This window comes from Noviherbaspirillum sp. L7-7A (assembly GCF_019052805.1).
In the GTDB taxonomy this organism is placed as follows: domain Bacteria; phylum Pseudomonadota; class Gammaproteobacteria; order Burkholderiales; family Burkholderiaceae_D; genus Noviherbaspirillum_A.
Genome location: NZ_JAHQRJ010000001.1, coordinates 3,687,785 through 3,705,787 on the forward strand (window position 1 = coordinate 3,687,785; position 18,003 = coordinate 3,705,787).

11 protein-coding genes are annotated in these 18,003 nt (G+C 60.9%); 10 read left to right on the plus strand and 1 reads right to left on the minus strand.

The window, feature by feature from the left end; translation table 11 throughout:
- Positions 1-51: 51 nt before the first annotated feature.
- The 4 genes from rplJ (at position 52) to rpoC (ending at position 9,823) form a co-directional block, all read left to right on the plus strand.
- Positions 52-642: a 50S ribosomal protein L10 gene (gene rplJ / locus KTQ42_RS16780; protein ID WP_217347017.1), complete on the plus strand. Its 591-nt coding sequence runs from the start codon at positions 52-54 to the stop codon at positions 640-642.
- A gap of 66 nt (positions 643-708) precedes the next feature.
- On the plus strand, positions 709-1,089 hold the full coding sequence (gene rplL, locus KTQ42_RS16785; RefSeq protein WP_194713598.1) for a 50S ribosomal protein L7/L12: 381 nt from the start codon (positions 709-711) through the stop codon (positions 1,087-1,089).
- Positions 1,090-1,362: 273 nt separating this feature from the next.
- Positions 1,363-5,469: a DNA-directed RNA polymerase subunit beta gene (gene rpoB / locus KTQ42_RS16790; protein ID WP_217346519.1), complete on the plus strand. Its 4,107-nt coding sequence runs from the start codon at positions 1,363-1,365 to the stop codon at positions 5,467-5,469.
- Positions 5,470-5,578: 109 nt separating this feature from the next.
- Positions 5,579-9,823 (plus strand): DNA-directed RNA polymerase subunit beta', encoded by a 4,245-nt coding sequence (gene rpoC, locus KTQ42_RS16795; protein WP_217346520.1) that lies wholly within the window; start codon positions 5,579-5,581, stop codon positions 9,821-9,823.
- A gap of 346 nt (positions 9,824-10,169) precedes the next feature.
- Here rpoC and KTQ42_RS16800 read toward each other — a convergent pair whose 3' ends face one another.
- Positions 10,170-11,936, minus strand: coding sequence for a phosphoethanolamine transferase (locus KTQ42_RS16800; RefSeq protein WP_217346521.1), 1,767 nt, complete (start codon positions 11,934-11,936; stop codon positions 10,170-10,172).
- A 312-nt stretch (positions 11,937-12,248) separates the two neighbouring features.
- On the opposite strand from KTQ42_RS16800, the gene rpsL reads away from it, so the two are divergent.
- The 6 genes from rpsL to rplC all read left to right on the plus strand — a co-directional run bounded on the left by rpsL (position 12,249) and on the right by rplC (position 18,003).
- A complete protein-coding gene (gene rpsL, locus KTQ42_RS16805) occupies positions 12,249-12,632 on the plus strand; it encodes a 30S ribosomal protein S12 (RefSeq protein WP_194713602.1) in 384 nt (127 codons plus the stop codon).
- Between the two features lie 135 nt (positions 12,633-12,767).
- A complete protein-coding gene (gene rpsG / locus KTQ42_RS16810; protein ID WP_194713603.1) occupies positions 12,768-13,238 on the plus strand; it encodes a 30S ribosomal protein S7 in 471 nt (156 codons plus the stop codon).
- Positions 13,239-13,378: 140 nt separating this feature from the next.
- Positions 13,379-15,484, plus strand: a complete 2,106-nt coding sequence (gene fusA, locus KTQ42_RS16815; protein ID WP_217346522.1) for an elongation factor G — start codon at positions 13,379-13,381, stop codon at positions 15,482-15,484.
- Between the two features lie 77 nt (positions 15,485-15,561).
- A complete protein-coding gene (tuf, locus tag KTQ42_RS16820; protein WP_217346515.1) occupies positions 15,562-16,752 on the plus strand; it encodes an elongation factor Tu in 1,191 nt (396 codons plus the stop codon).
- 81 nt (positions 16,753-16,833) lie between these two features.
- Positions 16,834-17,163, plus strand: a complete 330-nt coding sequence (gene rpsJ / locus KTQ42_RS16825) for a 30S ribosomal protein S10 (RefSeq protein ID WP_217346523.1) — start codon at positions 16,834-16,836, stop codon at positions 17,161-17,163.
- Positions 17,164-17,334: 171 nt separating this feature from the next.
- Positions 17,335-18,003 carry a 50S ribosomal protein L3 gene (gene rplC / locus KTQ42_RS16830; protein ID WP_217346524.1) on the plus strand — a complete coding sequence of 223 codons (669 nt, stop codon included), beginning with the start codon at positions 17,335-17,337 and terminating at the stop codon, positions 18,001-18,003.

Sequence of the window (18,003 nt, forward strand, 5' to 3'; positions counted from 1 at the left end):
CAGTACCGCAACAGCAGTGAACTCCTGACTTCGGACGCCGTGTTCGAACCGATGCAAGGCAAGCAGCCAACCGGCTGTGTAGTCGCCAAGCATCATTTTTGGAGCTTGACCGTGGGTCTCAATCGGAATGAAAAACAGGCCGTAGTCGAAGAAATCTCTGCCAAGATCGCATCGGCACAGACCATCGCCCTGGCTGAATACCGTGGCATCCAAGTCGGTCAAATGACGCAACTGCGTTCCAAGGCGCGTGACCAGGGCGTGTACCTGCGTGTGTTGAAAAACACGCTGGCTCGCCGTGCAGTAGAAGGTACCGCGTTCTCCGGACTCGCCAACGACATGACCGGCCCGCTGATCTATGCGATCTCGGACGATGCTGTCGCCGCTGCCAAGGTCCTGTCGGACTTTGCCAAGGGCAATGACAAGCTGGTCATCCGTGGCGGTAACTACGCAGGCAAGCCGCTGGACAAGGCAGGCGTTGCAGCGCTGGCTAATATCCCTTCCCGCGAAGTTCTGCTGTCCCAGCTGATGGGCATCATGCAGGCGCCGGTATCCGGATTTGCCCGTGCACTCGCCGCCCTGGCGGAAAAGAACGGCGGCGGCGCCGCAGCCGAAGAAGCTGCAGCACCGGCTGAAGCAGGCTGATCAGGCCTGTTTCGTTCGCGTCAATGACGACTTGATGTAACTATCGAATCAATTTAGGAGTTTCAAATGGCAATTAGCAAAGAAGACATCCTCGAAGCCGTAGGTCAGATGTCCGTGATGGACCTGAATGACCTGGTGAAGGCATTCGAAGAGAAGTTTGGCGTTTCCGCAGCAGCAATGGCCGTCGCTGGCCCGGCAGCTGGCGCAGGCGCTGGTGCAGCCGCTGCTGAAGAGCAGACCGAGTTCACCGTGATCCTGGCCGACTTCGGCGCAAACAAGGTTGGCGTCATTAAGGCAGTCCGCGAAATCACCGGTTTGGGCCTGAAAGAAGCCAAGGACCTGGTTGACGGTGCACCGAAGCCTCTGAAGGAAGGTGTATCGAAGGCTGACGCTGAAGCAGCGAAGAAGAAGCTGGAAGAAGCTGGCGCAAAAGCAGAAATCAAGTAATTGCGGCCTGCTAGCGCGACATACAGCGCATGAGTCAAAGCGCAGAGCCCTTTCCAAAAAGGAAGGGCTCGGCTTTGGCTCCTTTGTCGTTTTCGGACTTTGAAGACGATCGTACCGGTACCATGCAACACCCGCCCCGAAAGGCGGTCTATTAAATCACAGATTTGAAGGGCCGAGACTTGAGGTTTCGCAGATCCCGGGAAACGCAGCCATATCGCGCCATCCGTGTCGAATCCTGAATTCTCTATCCTTCCTGTCACTCACGGAGTGTTCATGCACTACTCATTTACTGAGAAGAAACGCATTCGCAAATCATTCGCGAAGCGCGCCAACGTTCACCACGTACCATTCCTGCTTGCAACCCAGCTCGAATCCTATACCGGCTTTCTGCAGGCGGACAAGGCCCCGTCGCTGCGCAAGAACGAAGGCCTGCAGTCTGCCTTTACCTCGATTTTCCCCATCGTTTCGCATAACGGCTTTGCGCGTCTCGAGTTTCTTTCCTATGTGCTGGGCGATCCGCCATTCGACGTCAAGGAATGCCAGCAGCGCGGCCTGACCTTCGCCTCGCCGCTGCGCGCCAAGGTGCGCCTGGTGATCCTCGACAAGGAATCGCCGACCAAGCCGGTCGTCAAGGAAATGAAGGAGCAGGAAGTCTACATGGGCGAACTGCCGCTCATGACGACTACCGGTTCCTTCGTGATCAATGGCACCGAGCGCGTGATCGTGTCCCAGCTGCACCGTTCCCCGGGCGTGTTCTTCGAGCATGACCGCGGCAAGACCCATTCCTCGGGCAAGCTGCTGTTCTCGGCACGGATCATTCCCTACCGCGGTTCCTGGCTGGACTTCGAGTTCGATCCGAAGGACATCCTGTTCTTCCGCGTCGACCGCCGCCGCAAGATGCCGGTCACGATCCTGCTGAAGGCCATCGGCATGACGGTCGAGCAGATCCTGGCCAACTTCTTCGTCTTCGACAACTTCACCCTGCGTTCCGATGGCGCCGAACTCGAGTTCGTGTCCGAGCGGCTGCGCGGCGAAGTCGCGCGCTTCGACATCACCGACCGTGAAGGCAAGGTCATCGTCGCCAAGGACAAGCGCATCAACGCGCGTCACGTGCGCGAGATCGAATCGTCGGGCATCAAGCACATTTCCGTGCCGGAAGACTACCTGCTGGGCCGCGTGCTTGCGACCAACATCGTCGACGCCGACACCGGCGAAGTCGTGGCCAATGCCAATGACGAGCTGACCGAAGAGCTGCTGGGCCGCCTGCGCGACGCCAACGTCTCCGACATCCAGACGCTGTATACCAACGATCTGGACCAGGGCGCCTACATCTCGCAGACCCTGCGAACCGACGACACCGCCGATCAGACAGCCGCCCGCATCGCGATCTACCGCATGATGCGCCCCGGCGAGCCGCCGACCGAAGACTCGGTCGAGGCGCTGTTCAACGGCCTGTTCTACAACGAAGACCGCTACGACCTGTCGGCCGTGGGCCGCATGAAGTTCAACCGCCGCATCGGCCGCGACGAACTCACCGGCGCGATGACGCTGTCGAACGAAGACGTGCTGGCCGTGATCAAGATCCTGGTCGAGCTGCGCAATGGCCGCGGCGAAGTCGACGATATCGATCACCTCGGCAACCGTCGCGTGCGCTGCGTGGGCGAACTGGCGGAAAACCAGTTCCGTGCCGGCCTGGTGCGCGTCGAGCGCGCCGTCAAGGAACGCCTCGGCCAGGCCGAAGCGGACAACCTGATGCCGCACGACCTGATCAATTCCAAGCCGATCTCGGCAGCCATCCGCGAGTTCTTCGGTTCGTCGCAGCTGTCGCAGTTCATGGACCAGACCAACCCGCTGTCGGAAATCACCCACAAGCGCCGCGTTTCCGCACTCGGACCGGGCGGCCTGACCCGCGAACGCGCCGGCTTCGAGGTGCGCGACGTGCATCCGACCCACTACGGCCGCGTCTGCCCGATCGAAACGCCTGAAGGCCCGAACATCGGCCTGATCAACTCGCTGGCGCTGTATGCCCGCCTGAATGAATACGGCTTCCTGGAAACCCCGTACCGCAAGGTCGAGGGCAGCAAGATCACCAACCAGATCGACTACCTGTCGGCGATCGAGGAAGGCCGCTACATCATCGCTCAGGCGAATGCGACCATCAACGAGGAAGGCACGCTGTCGGACGAGCTGGTATCGGCCCGTGAAGCCGGCGAGACCATCCTGGTGTCGCCGGAGCGGGTGCAGTACATGGACGTGGCGCCTGGCCAGATCGTCTCGGTCGCGGCATCGCTGATTCCGTTCCTCGAGCACGACGACGCGAACCGCGCGCTGATGGGCGCCAACATGCAACGCCAGGCGGTGCCCTGCCTGCGTCCTGAAAAGGCGCTGGTCGGCACCGGCATCGAGCGCACGGTGGCGGTCGACTCCGGCACCACGGTGCAGGCGCTGCGTGGCGGCGTGGTCGACTACATCGACGCCGGCCGCGTGGTGATCCGCGTCAACGACGATGAAGCGCAGGCTGGCGAAGTCGGCGTCGACATCTACAACCTAATCAAGTACACCCGTTCCAACCAGAACACCAACATCAACCAGCGTCCGATCGTGCAGGTGGGCGACCGGGTTGCCCGCAACGACGTGATCGCCGACGGCGCATCGACCGACCTGGGCGAGCTGGCTCTGGGCCAGAACATGCTGGTGGCCTTCATGCCGTGGAACGGCTACAACTTCGAAGATTCGATCCTGATCTCCGAAAAAGTCGTTGCCGACGACCGCTACACTTCGATCCACATCGAGGAGCTGTCGGTGGTGGCGCGTGACACCAAGCTGGGCGCGGAAGAAATCACCCGTGATATCTCCAACCTGGCGGAAAACCAGCTGGCCCGTCTGGACGAGTCGGGCATTGTCTACATCGGCGCTGAAGTCGAGGCGGGCGATACCCTGGTCGGCAAGGTCACGCCTAAGGGCGAGACCCAGCTGACGCCGGAAGAGAAGCTGCTGCGCGCGATCTTCGGCGAAAAGGCGTCGGACGTGAAGGACACCTCGCTGCGCGTGCCGTCCGGCATGGTCGGCACCGTGATCGACGTGCAGGTCTTCACCCGGGAAGGCATCCAGCGCGACAAGCGCGCCCAGCAGATCATCGACGATGAACTCAAGCGCTATCGCCTGGACCTGAACGACCAGCTGCGCATCGTGGAAGGCGACGCCTTCCAGCGTCTGGAAAAGATGTTGATCGGCAAGGTGGTCAACGGCGGTCCGAAGAAGATTGCCAAGGGCACCGCGATCGACAAGGCTTACCTGGACGATCTGGACAAGTACCACTGGTTCGACATCCGTCCGGCCGACGACGATGCCGCTGCAGCGCTGGAAGCCATCAAGGAGTCCATCGCCGAGAAGCGTCACCAGTTCGACCTGGCGTTTGAAGAGAAGCGCAAGAAGCTGACGCAGGGCGACGAGCTGCCGCCGGGCGTGCAGAAGATGGTCAAGGTCTACCTGGCAGTGAAGCGTCGCCTGCAGCCTGGCGACAAGATGGCCGGCCGCCACGGTAACAAGGGTGTGGTTTCCCGCATCGTGCCGATCGAGGACATGCCCTACATGGCGGACGGTACTCCGGCCGACATCGTGCTGAACCCGCTGGGCGTGCCGTCGCGGATGAACGTCGGCCAGGTGCTGGAAGTCCACCTGGGCTGGGCCGCCAAGGGCCTGGGCCTGCGCATCGGCGAAATGCTGGCCGCGCAAGCCAAGGCAGCCGAGCTGCGCACCTTCCTGACCACGATCTACAACGAATCGGGCAAGCCGGAAGACATCGAAAGCCTGTCCGACGTGGAAGTCCTGACGCTGGCGGAAAACCTGAAGAAGGGCGTTCCGTTCGCCACGCCGGTGTTCGACGGCGCGCACGAGAAGGAAATCCATCGCATGCTGGACCTGGCCTATCCGGACGACATCGCCGCCAAGCTGGGCATGACGCCGTCGAAGAACCAGGTCACGATGTACGACGGCCGCACCGGTGAAGCCTTCGAGCGCACCGTCACGGTCGGCTACATGCACATGCTCAAGCTGCACCATCTGGTGGACGACAAGATGCATGCCCGCTCGACCGGCCCGTACTCGCTGGTGACCCAGCAGCCGCTGGGCGGCAAGGCGCAGTTCGGCGGCCAGCGTTTCGGCGAGATGGAAGTGTGGGCACTGGAAGCCTACGGCGCGTCTTACGTGCTGCAGGAAATGCTGACGGTGAAGTCGGACGACGTGAACGGCCGGACCAAGGTGTACGAGAACCTGGTCAAGGGCGACCACGTGATCGATGCCGGCATGCCGGAATCCTTCAACGTGCTGGTGAAGGAAATCCGCTCGCTGGGTATCGATATCGACCTGGAGCGCGACTGATCCGCCACCCCCGGAGCGGCGTCCTGCAAGGGATGCCTATCCGGGGGATAATGGCCGGTTGCCGCTCGGTCTTACAAACAAGTTTTTTCACGCCTACCTGGAGTGATAGATGAAAGCACTGCTCGATCTATTCAAGCAAGTTCAGCAAAATGAACAATTCGACGCGATCAAGATTGGTCTCGCGTCGCCCGACAAAATCCGTTCCTGGTCCTACGGCGAAGTCAAGAAGCCGGAAACCATCAACTACCGTACCTTCAAGCCCGAGCGCGACGGCCTGTTCTGCGCCAAGATCTTTGGCCCGATCAAGGACTACGAGTGCCTGTGCGGCAAGTACAAGCGCCTGAAGCATCGCGGCGTCATCTGCGAGAAATGCGGCGTGGAAGTCACGCTGGCCAAGGTGCGCCGCGAGCGCATGGGCCATATCGAGCTGGCATCGCCGACCGCGCACATCTGGTTCCTGAAGTCGCTGCCGTCGCGTCTGGGCATGGTGCTCGACATGACGCTGCGCGACATCGAGCGCGTGCTGTACTTCGAAGCCTATGTCGTGACCGATCCCGGCATGACCCCGCTGAAGAAGTGCCAGATCATGTCGGAAGACGATTACGCCGCCAAGTACGAAGAGTACGGCGACGACTTCACCGCCTTCATGGGCGCCGAGGGCATCCGTGAACTGCTGCGCTCGATCGACATCGACCGCGACGCCGACACCCTGCGCCAGGAACTGAAGGACTCCAAGTCCGAAGCCAAGATCAAGAAGTACGCCAAGCGCCTGAAGGTGCTGGAAGCGTTCCAGCGTTCGGGCATCAAGCCCGAGTGGATGATCATGGAAGTGCTGCCGGTGCTGCCGCCGGAACTGCGTCCGCTGGTCCCGCTGGACGGCGGCCGCTTCGCGACTTCCGACCTGAACGACCTGTATCGCCGCGTGATCAACCGTAACAACCGCCTGAAGCGGCTGATGGAGCTGCGCGCGCCGGAAATCATTACCCGCAATGAAAAGCGGATGCTGCAGGAAGCCGTCGACTCGCTGCTCGACAACGGCCGCCGCGGCAAGGCCATGACCGGCGCCAACAAGCGTCCGCTGAAGTCGCTGGCCGAAATGATCAAGGGCAAGGGCGGTCGTTTCCGTCAGAACCTGCTGGGCAAGCGCGTCGACTACTCCGGCCGTTCCGTGATCGTGGTGGGTCCGCAGCTGAAGCTGCACCAGTGCGGCCTGCCGAAACTGATGGCGCTGGAACTGTTCAAGCCCTTCATCTTCAACAAGCTCGAACTGATGGGCCTGGCGACCACGATCAAGGCCGCCAAGAAGCTGGTGGAAGTGCAGGAGCCGGTGGTCTGGGACATCCTGGAAGACGTGATCCGCGAACATCCGGTGATGCTGAACCGTGCGCCGACGCTGCACCGCCTGGGCATCCAGGCATTCGAGCCGGTGCTGATCGAAGGCAAGGCCATCCAGCTGCATCCGCTGGTCTGCGCCGCCTTCAACGCCGACTTCGACGGCGACCAGATGGCTGTGCACGTGCCGCTGTCGATCGAGGCGCAGATGGAAGCGCGCTCGCTGATGCTGGCGTCGAACAACATCCTGTTCCCGTCCAACGGCGAACCGTCGATCGTGCCGTCCCAGGATATCGTGCTGGGCCTGTACTACGCGACCCGCGAGAAGATCAACGGCAAGAACGAAGGCATGCTGTTCCAGGACGTGTCGGAAGTGATTCGCGCCTATGACAACAAGGAAGTCGAGCTGACCACCCGCGTTACGGTCCGTATCGTCGAGTATCCGCGCAATGCCGAGGGCACTGGCTTCGACCGCACCGTGACCCGTTACGAGACCACGGTCGGCCGCGCCATCCTGTCCGAGATCCTGCCCAAGGGCCTGCCGTTCTCGGTGCTGAACCGCGCGCTGAAGAAGAAGGAAATCTCGCGCCTGATCAACATCTCGTTCCGCAAGTGCGGCCTGCGCGCCACCGTGGTGTTTGCCGACCAGCTGATGCAGTCGGGCTTCCGCCTCGCCACCCGCGCCGGCATCTCGATCTGCGTCGACGACATGCTGGTTCCGCCGCAGAAGGTCACCCTGATCGCAACCGCCGAGCAGGAAGTCAAGCAGATCGAGCAGCAGTATGCTTCCGGTCTGGTGACGGCCGGCGAGCGTTACAACAAGGTGGTGGACATCTGGGGCAAGGCCGGCGACGAAGTCGGCAAGGCCATGATGGAACAGCTGAAGGTGGAAGACGTCGTCAAGCGCGACGGCACCCATGGCGTCCAGGAATCGTTCAACGCGATTTACATGATGGCCGACTCCGGCGCCCGTGGTTCCGCCGCTCAGATCCGCCAGCTGGCCGGTATGCGCGGCCTGATGGCCAAGCCTGACGGCTCGATCATCGAGACGCCGATTACCGCAAACTTCCGCGAAGGCCTGAACGTTCTGCAGTACTTCATCTCGACCCACGGCGCCCGTAAGGGTCTGGCCGATACCGCGCTGAAGACCGCGAACTCCGGTTACCTGACCCGTCGTCTGGTGGACGTGACCCAGGACCTGGTGGTGATCGAGGACGATTGCGGCACCTCCAACGGCGCGTCGATGAAGGCGCTGGTCGAAGGCGGTGAAGTCATCGAAGCGCTGCGCGACCGTATCCTGGGCCGCGTTGCCGCGACCGACGTCGTCAATCCGGAAAGCCAGGCCACGCTGTACCACGCCGGCACGCTGCTGGACGAGGACATGGTCGAGGAAATCGAGCGCCTGGGCATCGACGAAGTCAAGGTCCGCACGCCGCTGACCTGCGACACCCGTTACGGCCTGTGCGCGAATTGCTATGGCCGCGATCTGGGCCGTGGCGTGCTGGTCAATTCCGGCGAAGCCGTCGGTGTGGTGGCCGCGCAGTCGATCGGCGAGCCGGGCACCCAGTTGACCATGCGTACCTTCCACATCGGTGGTGCGGCGTCGCGTGCGGCGGTGGCTTCCTCGGTGGAAGCCAAGTCCAACGGCACGGTGCGCTTCACGGCGACCATGCGCTACGTCACCAACGGCAAGGGCGAGCAGATCGTCATTTCCCGTTCCGGCGAAGTGCTGATCACCGACGACATCGGCCGCGAGCGTGAGCGTCACAAGGTGCCGTACGGCGCCACCCTGATCGTCAAGGATGGCATGACGATCAAGGCCGGCACCGCGCTGGCAAACTGGGATCCGCTGACCCGCCCGATCATTACCGAATACACCGGCACGGTGAAGTTCGAGAACGTGGAAGAGGGCGTGACGGTGGCCCGCCAGATCGACGAGGTCACCGGCCTGTCGACCCTGGTGGTCATCGATGCGAAGCGTCGCGGTTCGGCGACCAAGTCGCTGCGTCCGCAGGTCAAGCTGTTGAACGAGCAGGGCCAGGAAGTGAAGATCGCCGGCACCGAACACGCCGTGACGATCGGCTTCCAGGTCGGCGCGCTGATCACCGTGAAGGATGGTCAGCAGGTGTCGGTGGGTGAAGTGCTGGCACGTATCCCGACCGAGTCGCAGAAGACCCGTGACATCACCGGCGGTCTGCCGCGCGTTGCCGAGCTGTTCGAAGCGCGTTCGCCGAAGGACGCCGGCATGCTGGCGGAAGTCACCGGTACCGTGGCGTTCGGCAAGGAGACCAAGGGCAAGCAGCGTCTCGAGATCACCGACATGGACGGCAACAAGCATGAGTTCCTGATCACCAAGGACAAGCAGGTGCTGGTGCATGACGGCCAGGTGGTGAACAAGGGCGAGATGATTGTCGACGGCCCGGCCGATCCGCAGGACATCCTGCGCCTGCTGGGTATCGAAGCGCTGGCCCGCTACATCGTCGACGAAGTGCAGGACGTGTACCGTCTGCAGGGTGTGAAGATCAATGACAAGCACATCGAAGTCATTGTTCGTCAGATGCTGCGCCGCGTGCAGGTGCTGGACGCCGGCGACACCAGCTACATCACGGGCGAGCAGGTCGAGCGCTCCGAGCTGCTGGACGAGAACGACCGCGTAACCGCAGAGAACAAGATCCCTGCGACTTACGAGAACGTGCTGCTGGGTATTACCAAGGCATCGCTGTCGACCGACTCCTTCATCTCGGCCGCATCGTTCCAGGAAACCACCCGCGTGCTGACGGAAGCCGCGATCATGGGCAAGCGCGACGGTCTGCGCGGCCTGAAGGAAAACGTGATCGTTGGTCGTCTGATCCCGGCTGGTACGGGTCTGGCGTTCCACCGCGCCCGCAAGGAGAAGGAGTCGTGGGAAGCGGAAGAGCGCACCGCGCTGCTGCAATCCGAGAAGGCGGCCCGTATCGCCGAGGCGGAAGCCGAAATGGCTGCTGCCGGCAACAACATCGGCAACACGGACGAGCAGGGCTGATAAAGCTTTTCGCTCAGGACAAAACCCCGCAGAAATGCGGGGTTTTTTTATGCCTGTGAGGGCAGGATGAATGTCATTGATTTCACAAGCACTGAAGTTAGTCCGACGGATGCCTTTGGAATGGATATGGCCGAGACAGGTATCCGTCTCACAGCAGTCCAATTCAAAGTAACCACGAGCAAACAGCCGGTTCTGGAGTGGCGCTTGGCTGCAGCGTGCGTGATCGGCTTGCTTAGCTGTGATTGCGCCGATCCAGACATACCGCAGCCTGTGTCCCAGGCGCCGCACTCGCTTTGGCGTTTTGTAACGCCTCAGCATGTCGAGCAACTAGAAACTACAGAGAATCTTAACGATCCCGCGGCAATGGCGTTTTTCGTCCGACGACTTCCCTGCAGTCACCTCTGAAATTTGCATCGTCATAGTCAGTCCAGCCATAGCTGTCGACGTAGCGCACATGCCTGGCCAGCTGCCCGCTGAACAGGCTCATGCCCAGCTTCTCATCCGGATAGCGAATGTCGGCCAGGTCCAGCAGCGAGTGAAACACGTTTTCGGTCGACAGCGGCGCGTCCCGGTGGCGCCGCAGCTGCATTACCTTATCGGGATACGCGTCGCCATAGGCATCCGAATACCAGACCAGGCCCGGCACATGAAACTCGAACTGGGTATTGTGGCCATGAAAAGCCAGCTTGCAACTGCCATCGTAGAGTGTCTGCCCATGGTCGGCGACATACATGAATGCCGAGACGATCTGTGCCGCCTTCAGACGCGCGATCACTTGGGAGAGCAGCCAGTCCGTATAGAGAATCGCATTGTCATAGCTGTTGCCGATCTCGGCCTTGATCTTCAGGTCCGTATAGGCCGGCTTGTCGACGCCAAACAGCGAGGGCTGGAAGCGATCGAACTGGCGCGGATAGCGCTGGCTGTAATTCCAATGGCTGCCCAGCGTGTGCAGCACGATCAGCTTCTTCCCAGCCGGGTCCCGCATCGCCTGTCCCAGCGGGGCAAGCAGCACCTCGTCATGGCTGGAGTCGTTCCTGAATCCGCCCAAATTGAAGAAACGGGTCACGTCTGCCTCCTTGGCAAAGACTGACACCGGCGTATCGAATTCGCCGAAGGACATCTGGTTGGAAAGCCAGAAGGTCTTGTAACCCGCTTCCTTATAGGCCGACAGGAAGGATTTTTCCGAAAACCCGGCGCGCAGGCTTTGTGTCGCCGGCTTGCGCGACATGATCACCGGCACCGACAGGCGTGTGGCCGATACCGGCGTGACCAGGTCGCTGAAGCTGACCAGATTGCCCTCCTGCTCCAGCAGGGGATTGGTGCGGCGGCCATAGCCGTTGAGACTCCAGCGGTCGGCCCGCGACGACTCGCCCAGCACCATCACGACGATGCGCGGCGCCTTGTCAGCCGCATCCTGGCGGGCATGGAACCGGAATGCCTCGCTGCGTTCGGCCAGCTGCCGCAGATAGACTCTCTCGCGCCAGAAGGCATAGGCCTGAAACGCCAGCCCGTAAGGCCAGGAGCTGGCAAGCACGGGCACATTGACCGAAATCCGCGCCCAATCGGGCAGGTCGCGCAGCTTGCCAGCTGACGCATGGCGCAATGCCGGGCTGGAAACTGACACTGCAGCCCCGCCGTAGAGCCAGACAGCCGCGCCCAAGCCAAGCACGGCCAGTACGATGAGGCGCGACGGACCGCGCCAGTCCAGGTCGGCGCACCGCAGCGCAGCCCGCCAGATCAGCGCGAACCAGACGACCACGAGCATAAAGACCGCGGCCAGCAGCCAGATGCCACGGCCCAGGAACTCCAGCGCCTCCATCGGCCCCGTCTCGGCGATCACGCCAAGATGGTGGCTGGAAATGCCCTGGCCAAAATAGAGCTGCAGATAGACTTCCGCCGGCAAGGCCAGAAAGGCTGGGAGCAGCAGCGGATGGAAAAATGCAGGCCGCCCGAAGAGCGCCCAGATTGCCAGCCAGCTCAGCAAGGTCCCCGCCACAACCAGTGCAGGCGTCGTCAGTGCCCCGCCAAGCAGGACCGAGAGGAAGGGCAATGCCGACAGCAGCAGATAACTGGCAATAATGAAGAGCGCGGAACGGGTAAAAGGCAGGCGCATGACGCGACGGGAAAAGAAGGTGCGCCATTATCCCGTAAAGCAACCCGGTTTTCCGGCCCGCATCCGTTCAAAGAACAGTTGACCCAGCCTCTTGACAAGCATATACTCGCGAGTTCTCGAATTTAAGCTTTCCTGGCTTAAGCGCTCTTTGGTCTGCACTATCCCGCCCACGGCACGCTTTACGCCCTGCAGCTGAATCGAACGCGTCATGAACGTCCTGTCCATGCGCAAGTTTCCCAAGTTTTCGTCCTCGAACCCGGTGTTTATCAGGGTTTGTGTCTTTAATGCAGTAATTTTGTTGGATTTGAAACGATGCCAACCATCAATCAACTGATTCGCCACCCGCGCGTTTCCGCCGCGGTGAAGAGCAAATCGCCGGCGCTGGAAAACAGCCCGCAAAAGCGCGGCGTCTGCACCCGCGTGTACACCACGACCCCGAAGAAGCCGAACTCGGCGCTGCGTAAGGTTGCCAAGGTGCGTCTGACCAACGGTTTCGAAGTCATTTCGTACATCGGCGGTGAAGGCCACAACCTGCAGGAGCACAGTGTCGTGCTGCTGCGCGGCGGCCGTGTAAAGGATTTGCCGGGTGTGCGTTACCACATGGTTCGCGGTGCACTGGATACCCAGGGCGTCAAGGACCGTAAGCAGGCCCGCTCGAAGTACGGCGCCAAGCGCGCCAAGGCTGGCAAGAAGTAATCGAATTTCCGCCGCAAGCCGGTGGAACAGGTATCGGCCCCCAATGGGTCGAGTAAGTGGTCAGTCTGAATGGCTGGCCGCGGGCGGGCAGCAAAAAACGCGCTGCAGCTCAACTGAAGATCGAAAGGAATTGAAATGCCACGTCGTCGTGAAGTCCCCAAACGGGAAATCCTGCCGGATCCGAAATTCGGCAATGTTGATGTCGCCAAGTTCGTCAACACCCTGATGCTGTCGGGCAAGAAGTCGGTTGCCGAAAACATCATTTATGGCGCCTTCGAATACATCCAGAGCAAGTCGGGCAAGGACCCGCTGGAAGTGTTCTCCGCCGCGCTGTCCAACTGCAAGCCGATGGTCGAAGTCAAGTCCCGTCGCGTTGGCGGTGCCAACTACCAGGTGCCGGTTGAAGTGCGCCCGGTGCGTCGCGCCGCGCTGTCCATGCGCTGGCTGCGCGAAGCTGCCAAGAAGCGCAGCGAAAAATCCATGCCGCAGCGTCTGGGTGGCGAACTGATGGAAGCCGCCGAAGGCCGTGGCGGTGCGATGAAGAAGCGCGATGAAGTCCATCGCATGGCTGAAGCGAACAAGGCGTTCTCGCACTTCCGCTTCTAAGAATATGGATAGCCCGCAGCCGCGCTGCGCGCAGCGGGTTTCCATCTCTGCAATCTGTACGAAGCCGGGCACATTTTTCAATGAGTTTTCACTGAATTAATGGCGCCCGGTTTTGTTCATTAAACGATTTAGGATCAATCATGGCTCGCAAGACCCCCATTGAGCGTTATCGCAACATCGGCATTTCCGCTCACATCGACGCAGGCAAGACGACCACCACCGAACGCGTGCTGTACTACACCGGCGTCAATCACAAGATTGGCGAAGTGCATGACGGCGCAGCGACCATGGACTGGATGGAGCAGGAGCAGGAACGCGGCATCACCATCACCTCCGCGGCCACCACCTGCTTCTGGAAGGGCATGGGCAACAACTTCCCAGAGCACCACATCAACATCATCGACACCCCGGGCCACGTTGACTTCACCATCGAAGTCGAACGCTCGATGCGCGTGCTCGACGGCGCCTGCATGGTCTACTGCGCAGTCGGCGGCGTGCAGCCGCAGTCTGAAACCGTATGGCGCCAGGCCAACAAGTACAAGGTGCCCCGTCTGGCATTCGTCAACAAGATGGACCGTACCGGCGCGAACTTCTTCAAGGTCTATGACCAGATGCGCGCTCGCCTGAAGGCAAACCCGATTCCGCTGCAGATCCCCATCGGCGCGGAAGAGAACTTCCAGGGCGTGGTCGACCTCGTCAAGATGAAGGCCATCTACTGGGACGACGCTTCCCAGGGCATGAAGTTCGAATACCGCGACATCCCGGCCGAACTGGTTGACCAGGCCAACGAGTGGCGTGAAAAGATGGTCGAAGCCGCCGCTGAAGCGACCGAAGAACTGATGAACAAGTATCTCGAGGAAGGCGAACTGACCGAAGCCGAGATCAAGGGCGCGCTGCGCCAGCGCACCATCGCCGGCGAGATCGTGCCGATGATGTGCGGCACCGCGTTCAAGAACAAGGGCGTTCAGGCCATGCTGGACGGCGTGATCGAATACCTGCCGTCGCCTGTGGACATTCCGCCGGTTTCCGGCCTGGACGAAAACGACGAGCCGGTTACCCGCAAGGCGGAAGACGACGAGAAGTTCTCGGCGCTGGCATTCAAGATCATGACCGACCCGTTCGTCGGCCAGCTGATCTTCTTCCGCGTCTACTCGGGCACCATCAAGTCGGGCGACACCGTGTTCAACCCGGTGAAGAACAAGAAAGAGCGCCTGGGTCGTATTCTGCAGATGCACGCCAACCAGCGTGAAGAGATCAAGGAAGTCCGCGCCGGCGACATCGCCGCTGCAGTCGGCCTGAAGGATGCAACCACCGGCGAAACCCTGTGCGACCCGGCATCCGTGATCACCCTGGAACGCATGGTGTTCCCGGAGCCCGTGATTTCGCAGGCTGTCGAGCCGAAGACCAAGGCCGACCAGGAAAAAATGGGCCTGGCGCTGAACCGCCTGGCGCAGGAAGATCCGTCGTTCCGCGTGCGTACCGACGAAGAGTCGGGCCAGACCATCATCGGTGGTATGGGCGAGCTGCACCTGGAGATCATCGTCGACCGTATGCGTCGTGAGTTCAACGTCGAAGCAACCGTCGGCAAGCCGCAGGTTGCCTACCGCGAAACCATCCGCAAGTCGGTGTCCGACGTGGAAGGCAAGTTCGTCAAGCAGTCCGGTGGTCGCGGCCAGTACGGCCACGCAGTGGTGACGGTCGAGCCGCAGGAGCAGGGCAAGGGCTTCGAATTCATCGACGCCATCAAGGGCGGCGTGATTCCCCGCGAATTCATCCCGGCAGTCGAGAAGGGTGTTCGCGAATCGCTGAACAACGGCGTGATGGCCGGCTACCCGGTGGTTGACGTGAAAGTCACGCTGACCTTCGGTTCCTACCATGATGTCGACTCGAACGAAAATGCATTCCGCATGGCCGGTTCGATGGCATTCAAGGAAGCCTGCCGCAAGGCCAGCCCGGTCATCCTCGAGCCGATGATGGCCGTGGAAGTGGAAACGCCGGAAGACTACGCCGGTACCGTGATGGGCGACCTGTCGTCCCGCCGCGGCATGGTGCAGGGCATGGATGAAATCGCCGGCGGTGGCGGCAAGATCATCAAGGCGGAAGTGCCGCTGTCGGAAATGTTTGGCTACTCGACCACGCTGCGTTCCGCAACCCAGGGTCGCGCAACCTACACGATGGAATTCAAGCACTACGCCGAAGCGCCGAAGAACGTCACCGAGGCAATCATCAGCGCCAAGAGCAAGTAATAAAAGCTTTCCTGCCCCGCTGAACGGGGCCGGAATTTTGCAGTCACAGACATCGTTCTTTTTGAAGGAAGAATCAAATGGCAAAGAGTAAATTCGAGCGGACCAAACCGCACGTGAACGTGGGCACCATCGGCCACGTCGACCATGGCAAGACCACGCTGACCGCGGCAATCGCAACGGTTCTGTCGGCCAAGTTCGGCGGCGAGGCAAAGAAATATGACGAGATCGACGCAGCGCCGGAAGAGAAGGCGCGCGGCATCACCATCAACACCGCCCACGTCGAATACGAAACCGCCAACCGCCACTACGCGCACGTTGACTGCCCGGGCCACGCCGACTACGTGAAGAACATGATCACCGGCGCGGCACAGATGGACGGCGCAATCCTGGTCTGCTCCGCGGCCGACGGCCCGATGCCGCAAACCCGCGAGCACATCCTGCTGGCGCGTCAGGTTGGCGTTCCGTACATCATCGTCTACCTCAACAAGTGCGACATGGTCGACGACGAAGAGCTGCTGGAACTGGTGGAAATGGAAGTGCGCGAGCTGCTGTCGAAGTACGAGTTCCCTGGCGACGACCTGCCCATCATCAAGGGTTCGGCCAAGCTGGCGCTGGAAGGCGACAAGGGCCCGCTGGGCGAGCAGTCGATCATGGCCCTGGCCGAAGCGCTGGACACCTACATCCCGACGCCTGACCGTGCCGTTGACGGTGCGTTCCTGCTGCCGGTGGAAGACGTGTTCTCGATCTCGGGTCGTGGCACGGTGGTGACCGGTCGCGTCGAGCGCGGCGTTGTCAAGGTTGGCGAAGAGATCGAAATCGTCGGCATCCGCGACACCCAGAAGACCACCTGCACGGGCGTGGAAATGTTCCGCAAGCTGCTGGACCAGGGTCAGGCCGGCGACAACGTTGGCGTGCTGCTGCGCGGCACCAAGCGTGAAGACGTCGAGCGTGGCCAGGTGCTGGCCAAGCCGGGTTCGATCAAGCCGCACAAGCACTTCACCGGCGAGATCTACGTTCTGTCGAAAGACGAGGGCGGCCGCCACACCCCGTTCTTCAACAACTATCGTCCGCAGTTCTATTTCCGTACCACGGACGTGACCGGTTCGATCGAGCTGCCGAAGGACAAGGAAATGGTCATGCCTGGCGACAACGTGTCGATCACCGTGATGCTGATCAACCCGATCGCGATGGAAGAAGGCCTGCGTTTTGCAATCCGCGAAGGCGGCCGTACTGTCGGCGCCGGCGTTGTTGCAAAGATCATGGACTAATTGTTGTACAAAAAGTCATCTGACTAAACATCACCGCGGACGTTAGGCCGTCCGCGGTTCGCTCTTTTAAGGAAAATTCCCATGTCGACCCCAGTTACCAAGCTGAACCAGAAAATCCGTATCCGCCTGAAGGCATTCGACTATCGCCTGATCGACCAGTCCGCACTGGAAATCGTGGACACCGCCAAGCGCACCGGCGCCGTGGTCAAGGGCCCGGTTCCCCTGCCGACCCGCATCCAGCGCTACGACATCCTGCGCTCGCCGCACGTCAACAAGACCTCGCGCGACCAGTTCGAAATCCGTACCCACGTTCGTCTGATGGACATCGTCGATCCGACCGACAAGACCGTTGACGCTCTGATGAAACTCGACCTGCCGGCTGGCGTCGACGTCGAAATCAAGCTGCAATAAGTCGTTTTTTGTCGCGCGGGGCTTTGACTTCATCAACTTTCTGTTGTATGGGGCAAAGTCCCGCGTTATAATTGCCGGCTTAGTTTAAGGCCGGCGTCGCTTTTTGCGGCGTCGGTAGCCAAGTAGTACAAACATCAGCCCCACCCAATCGCAGGTGGGAATGGAGAAAAAATGAACCAAGATCAAGGCCAAGGCCTGGTTGGTCGCAAGGTTGGCATGATGCGCATCTTCACGGATGACGGGGATACCATTCCCGTTACCGTGCTGGACGTGTCCAACAACCGCGTGACTCAAATCAAAACGCCTGAAACAGACGGTTATACCGCTGTTCAAGTCGCATTCGGTCAGCGTCGCGCTTCGCGTGTGAACAAGGCAGCCGCCGGTCACTACGCAAAGGCAGGCGTCGAAGCTGGCACCGTCCTGAAGGAATTCCGCGTCAGCGCAGAGCGTATCGCCGAACTGAAGGTGGGCGATGTCATGCCCGTCAGCCTGTTCGAAGTTGGCCAGAAAGTGGACGTGCAGGGCACCTCCATCGGTAAGGGCTATGCCGGTACCATCAAGCGCTACAACTTCGCGTCGGGTCGTGCAAGCCACGGTAACTCCCGTTCGCACAATGTGCCGGGTTCGATCGGTATGGCGCAGGATCCGGGCCGTGTTTTCCCGGGTAAGCGCATGACCGGTCACATGGGCGACGTCACCGTGACGACCCAGAACCTCGAAATCGCACGTATCGACGCCGAGCGCCAGCTGCTGCTGGTCAAGGGTGCCGTTCCTGGCGCCAAGAACGGCCAGGTCGTGGTTTTCCCGGCTGTCAAAGTCAAAGCTAAGAAGGGAGCATAA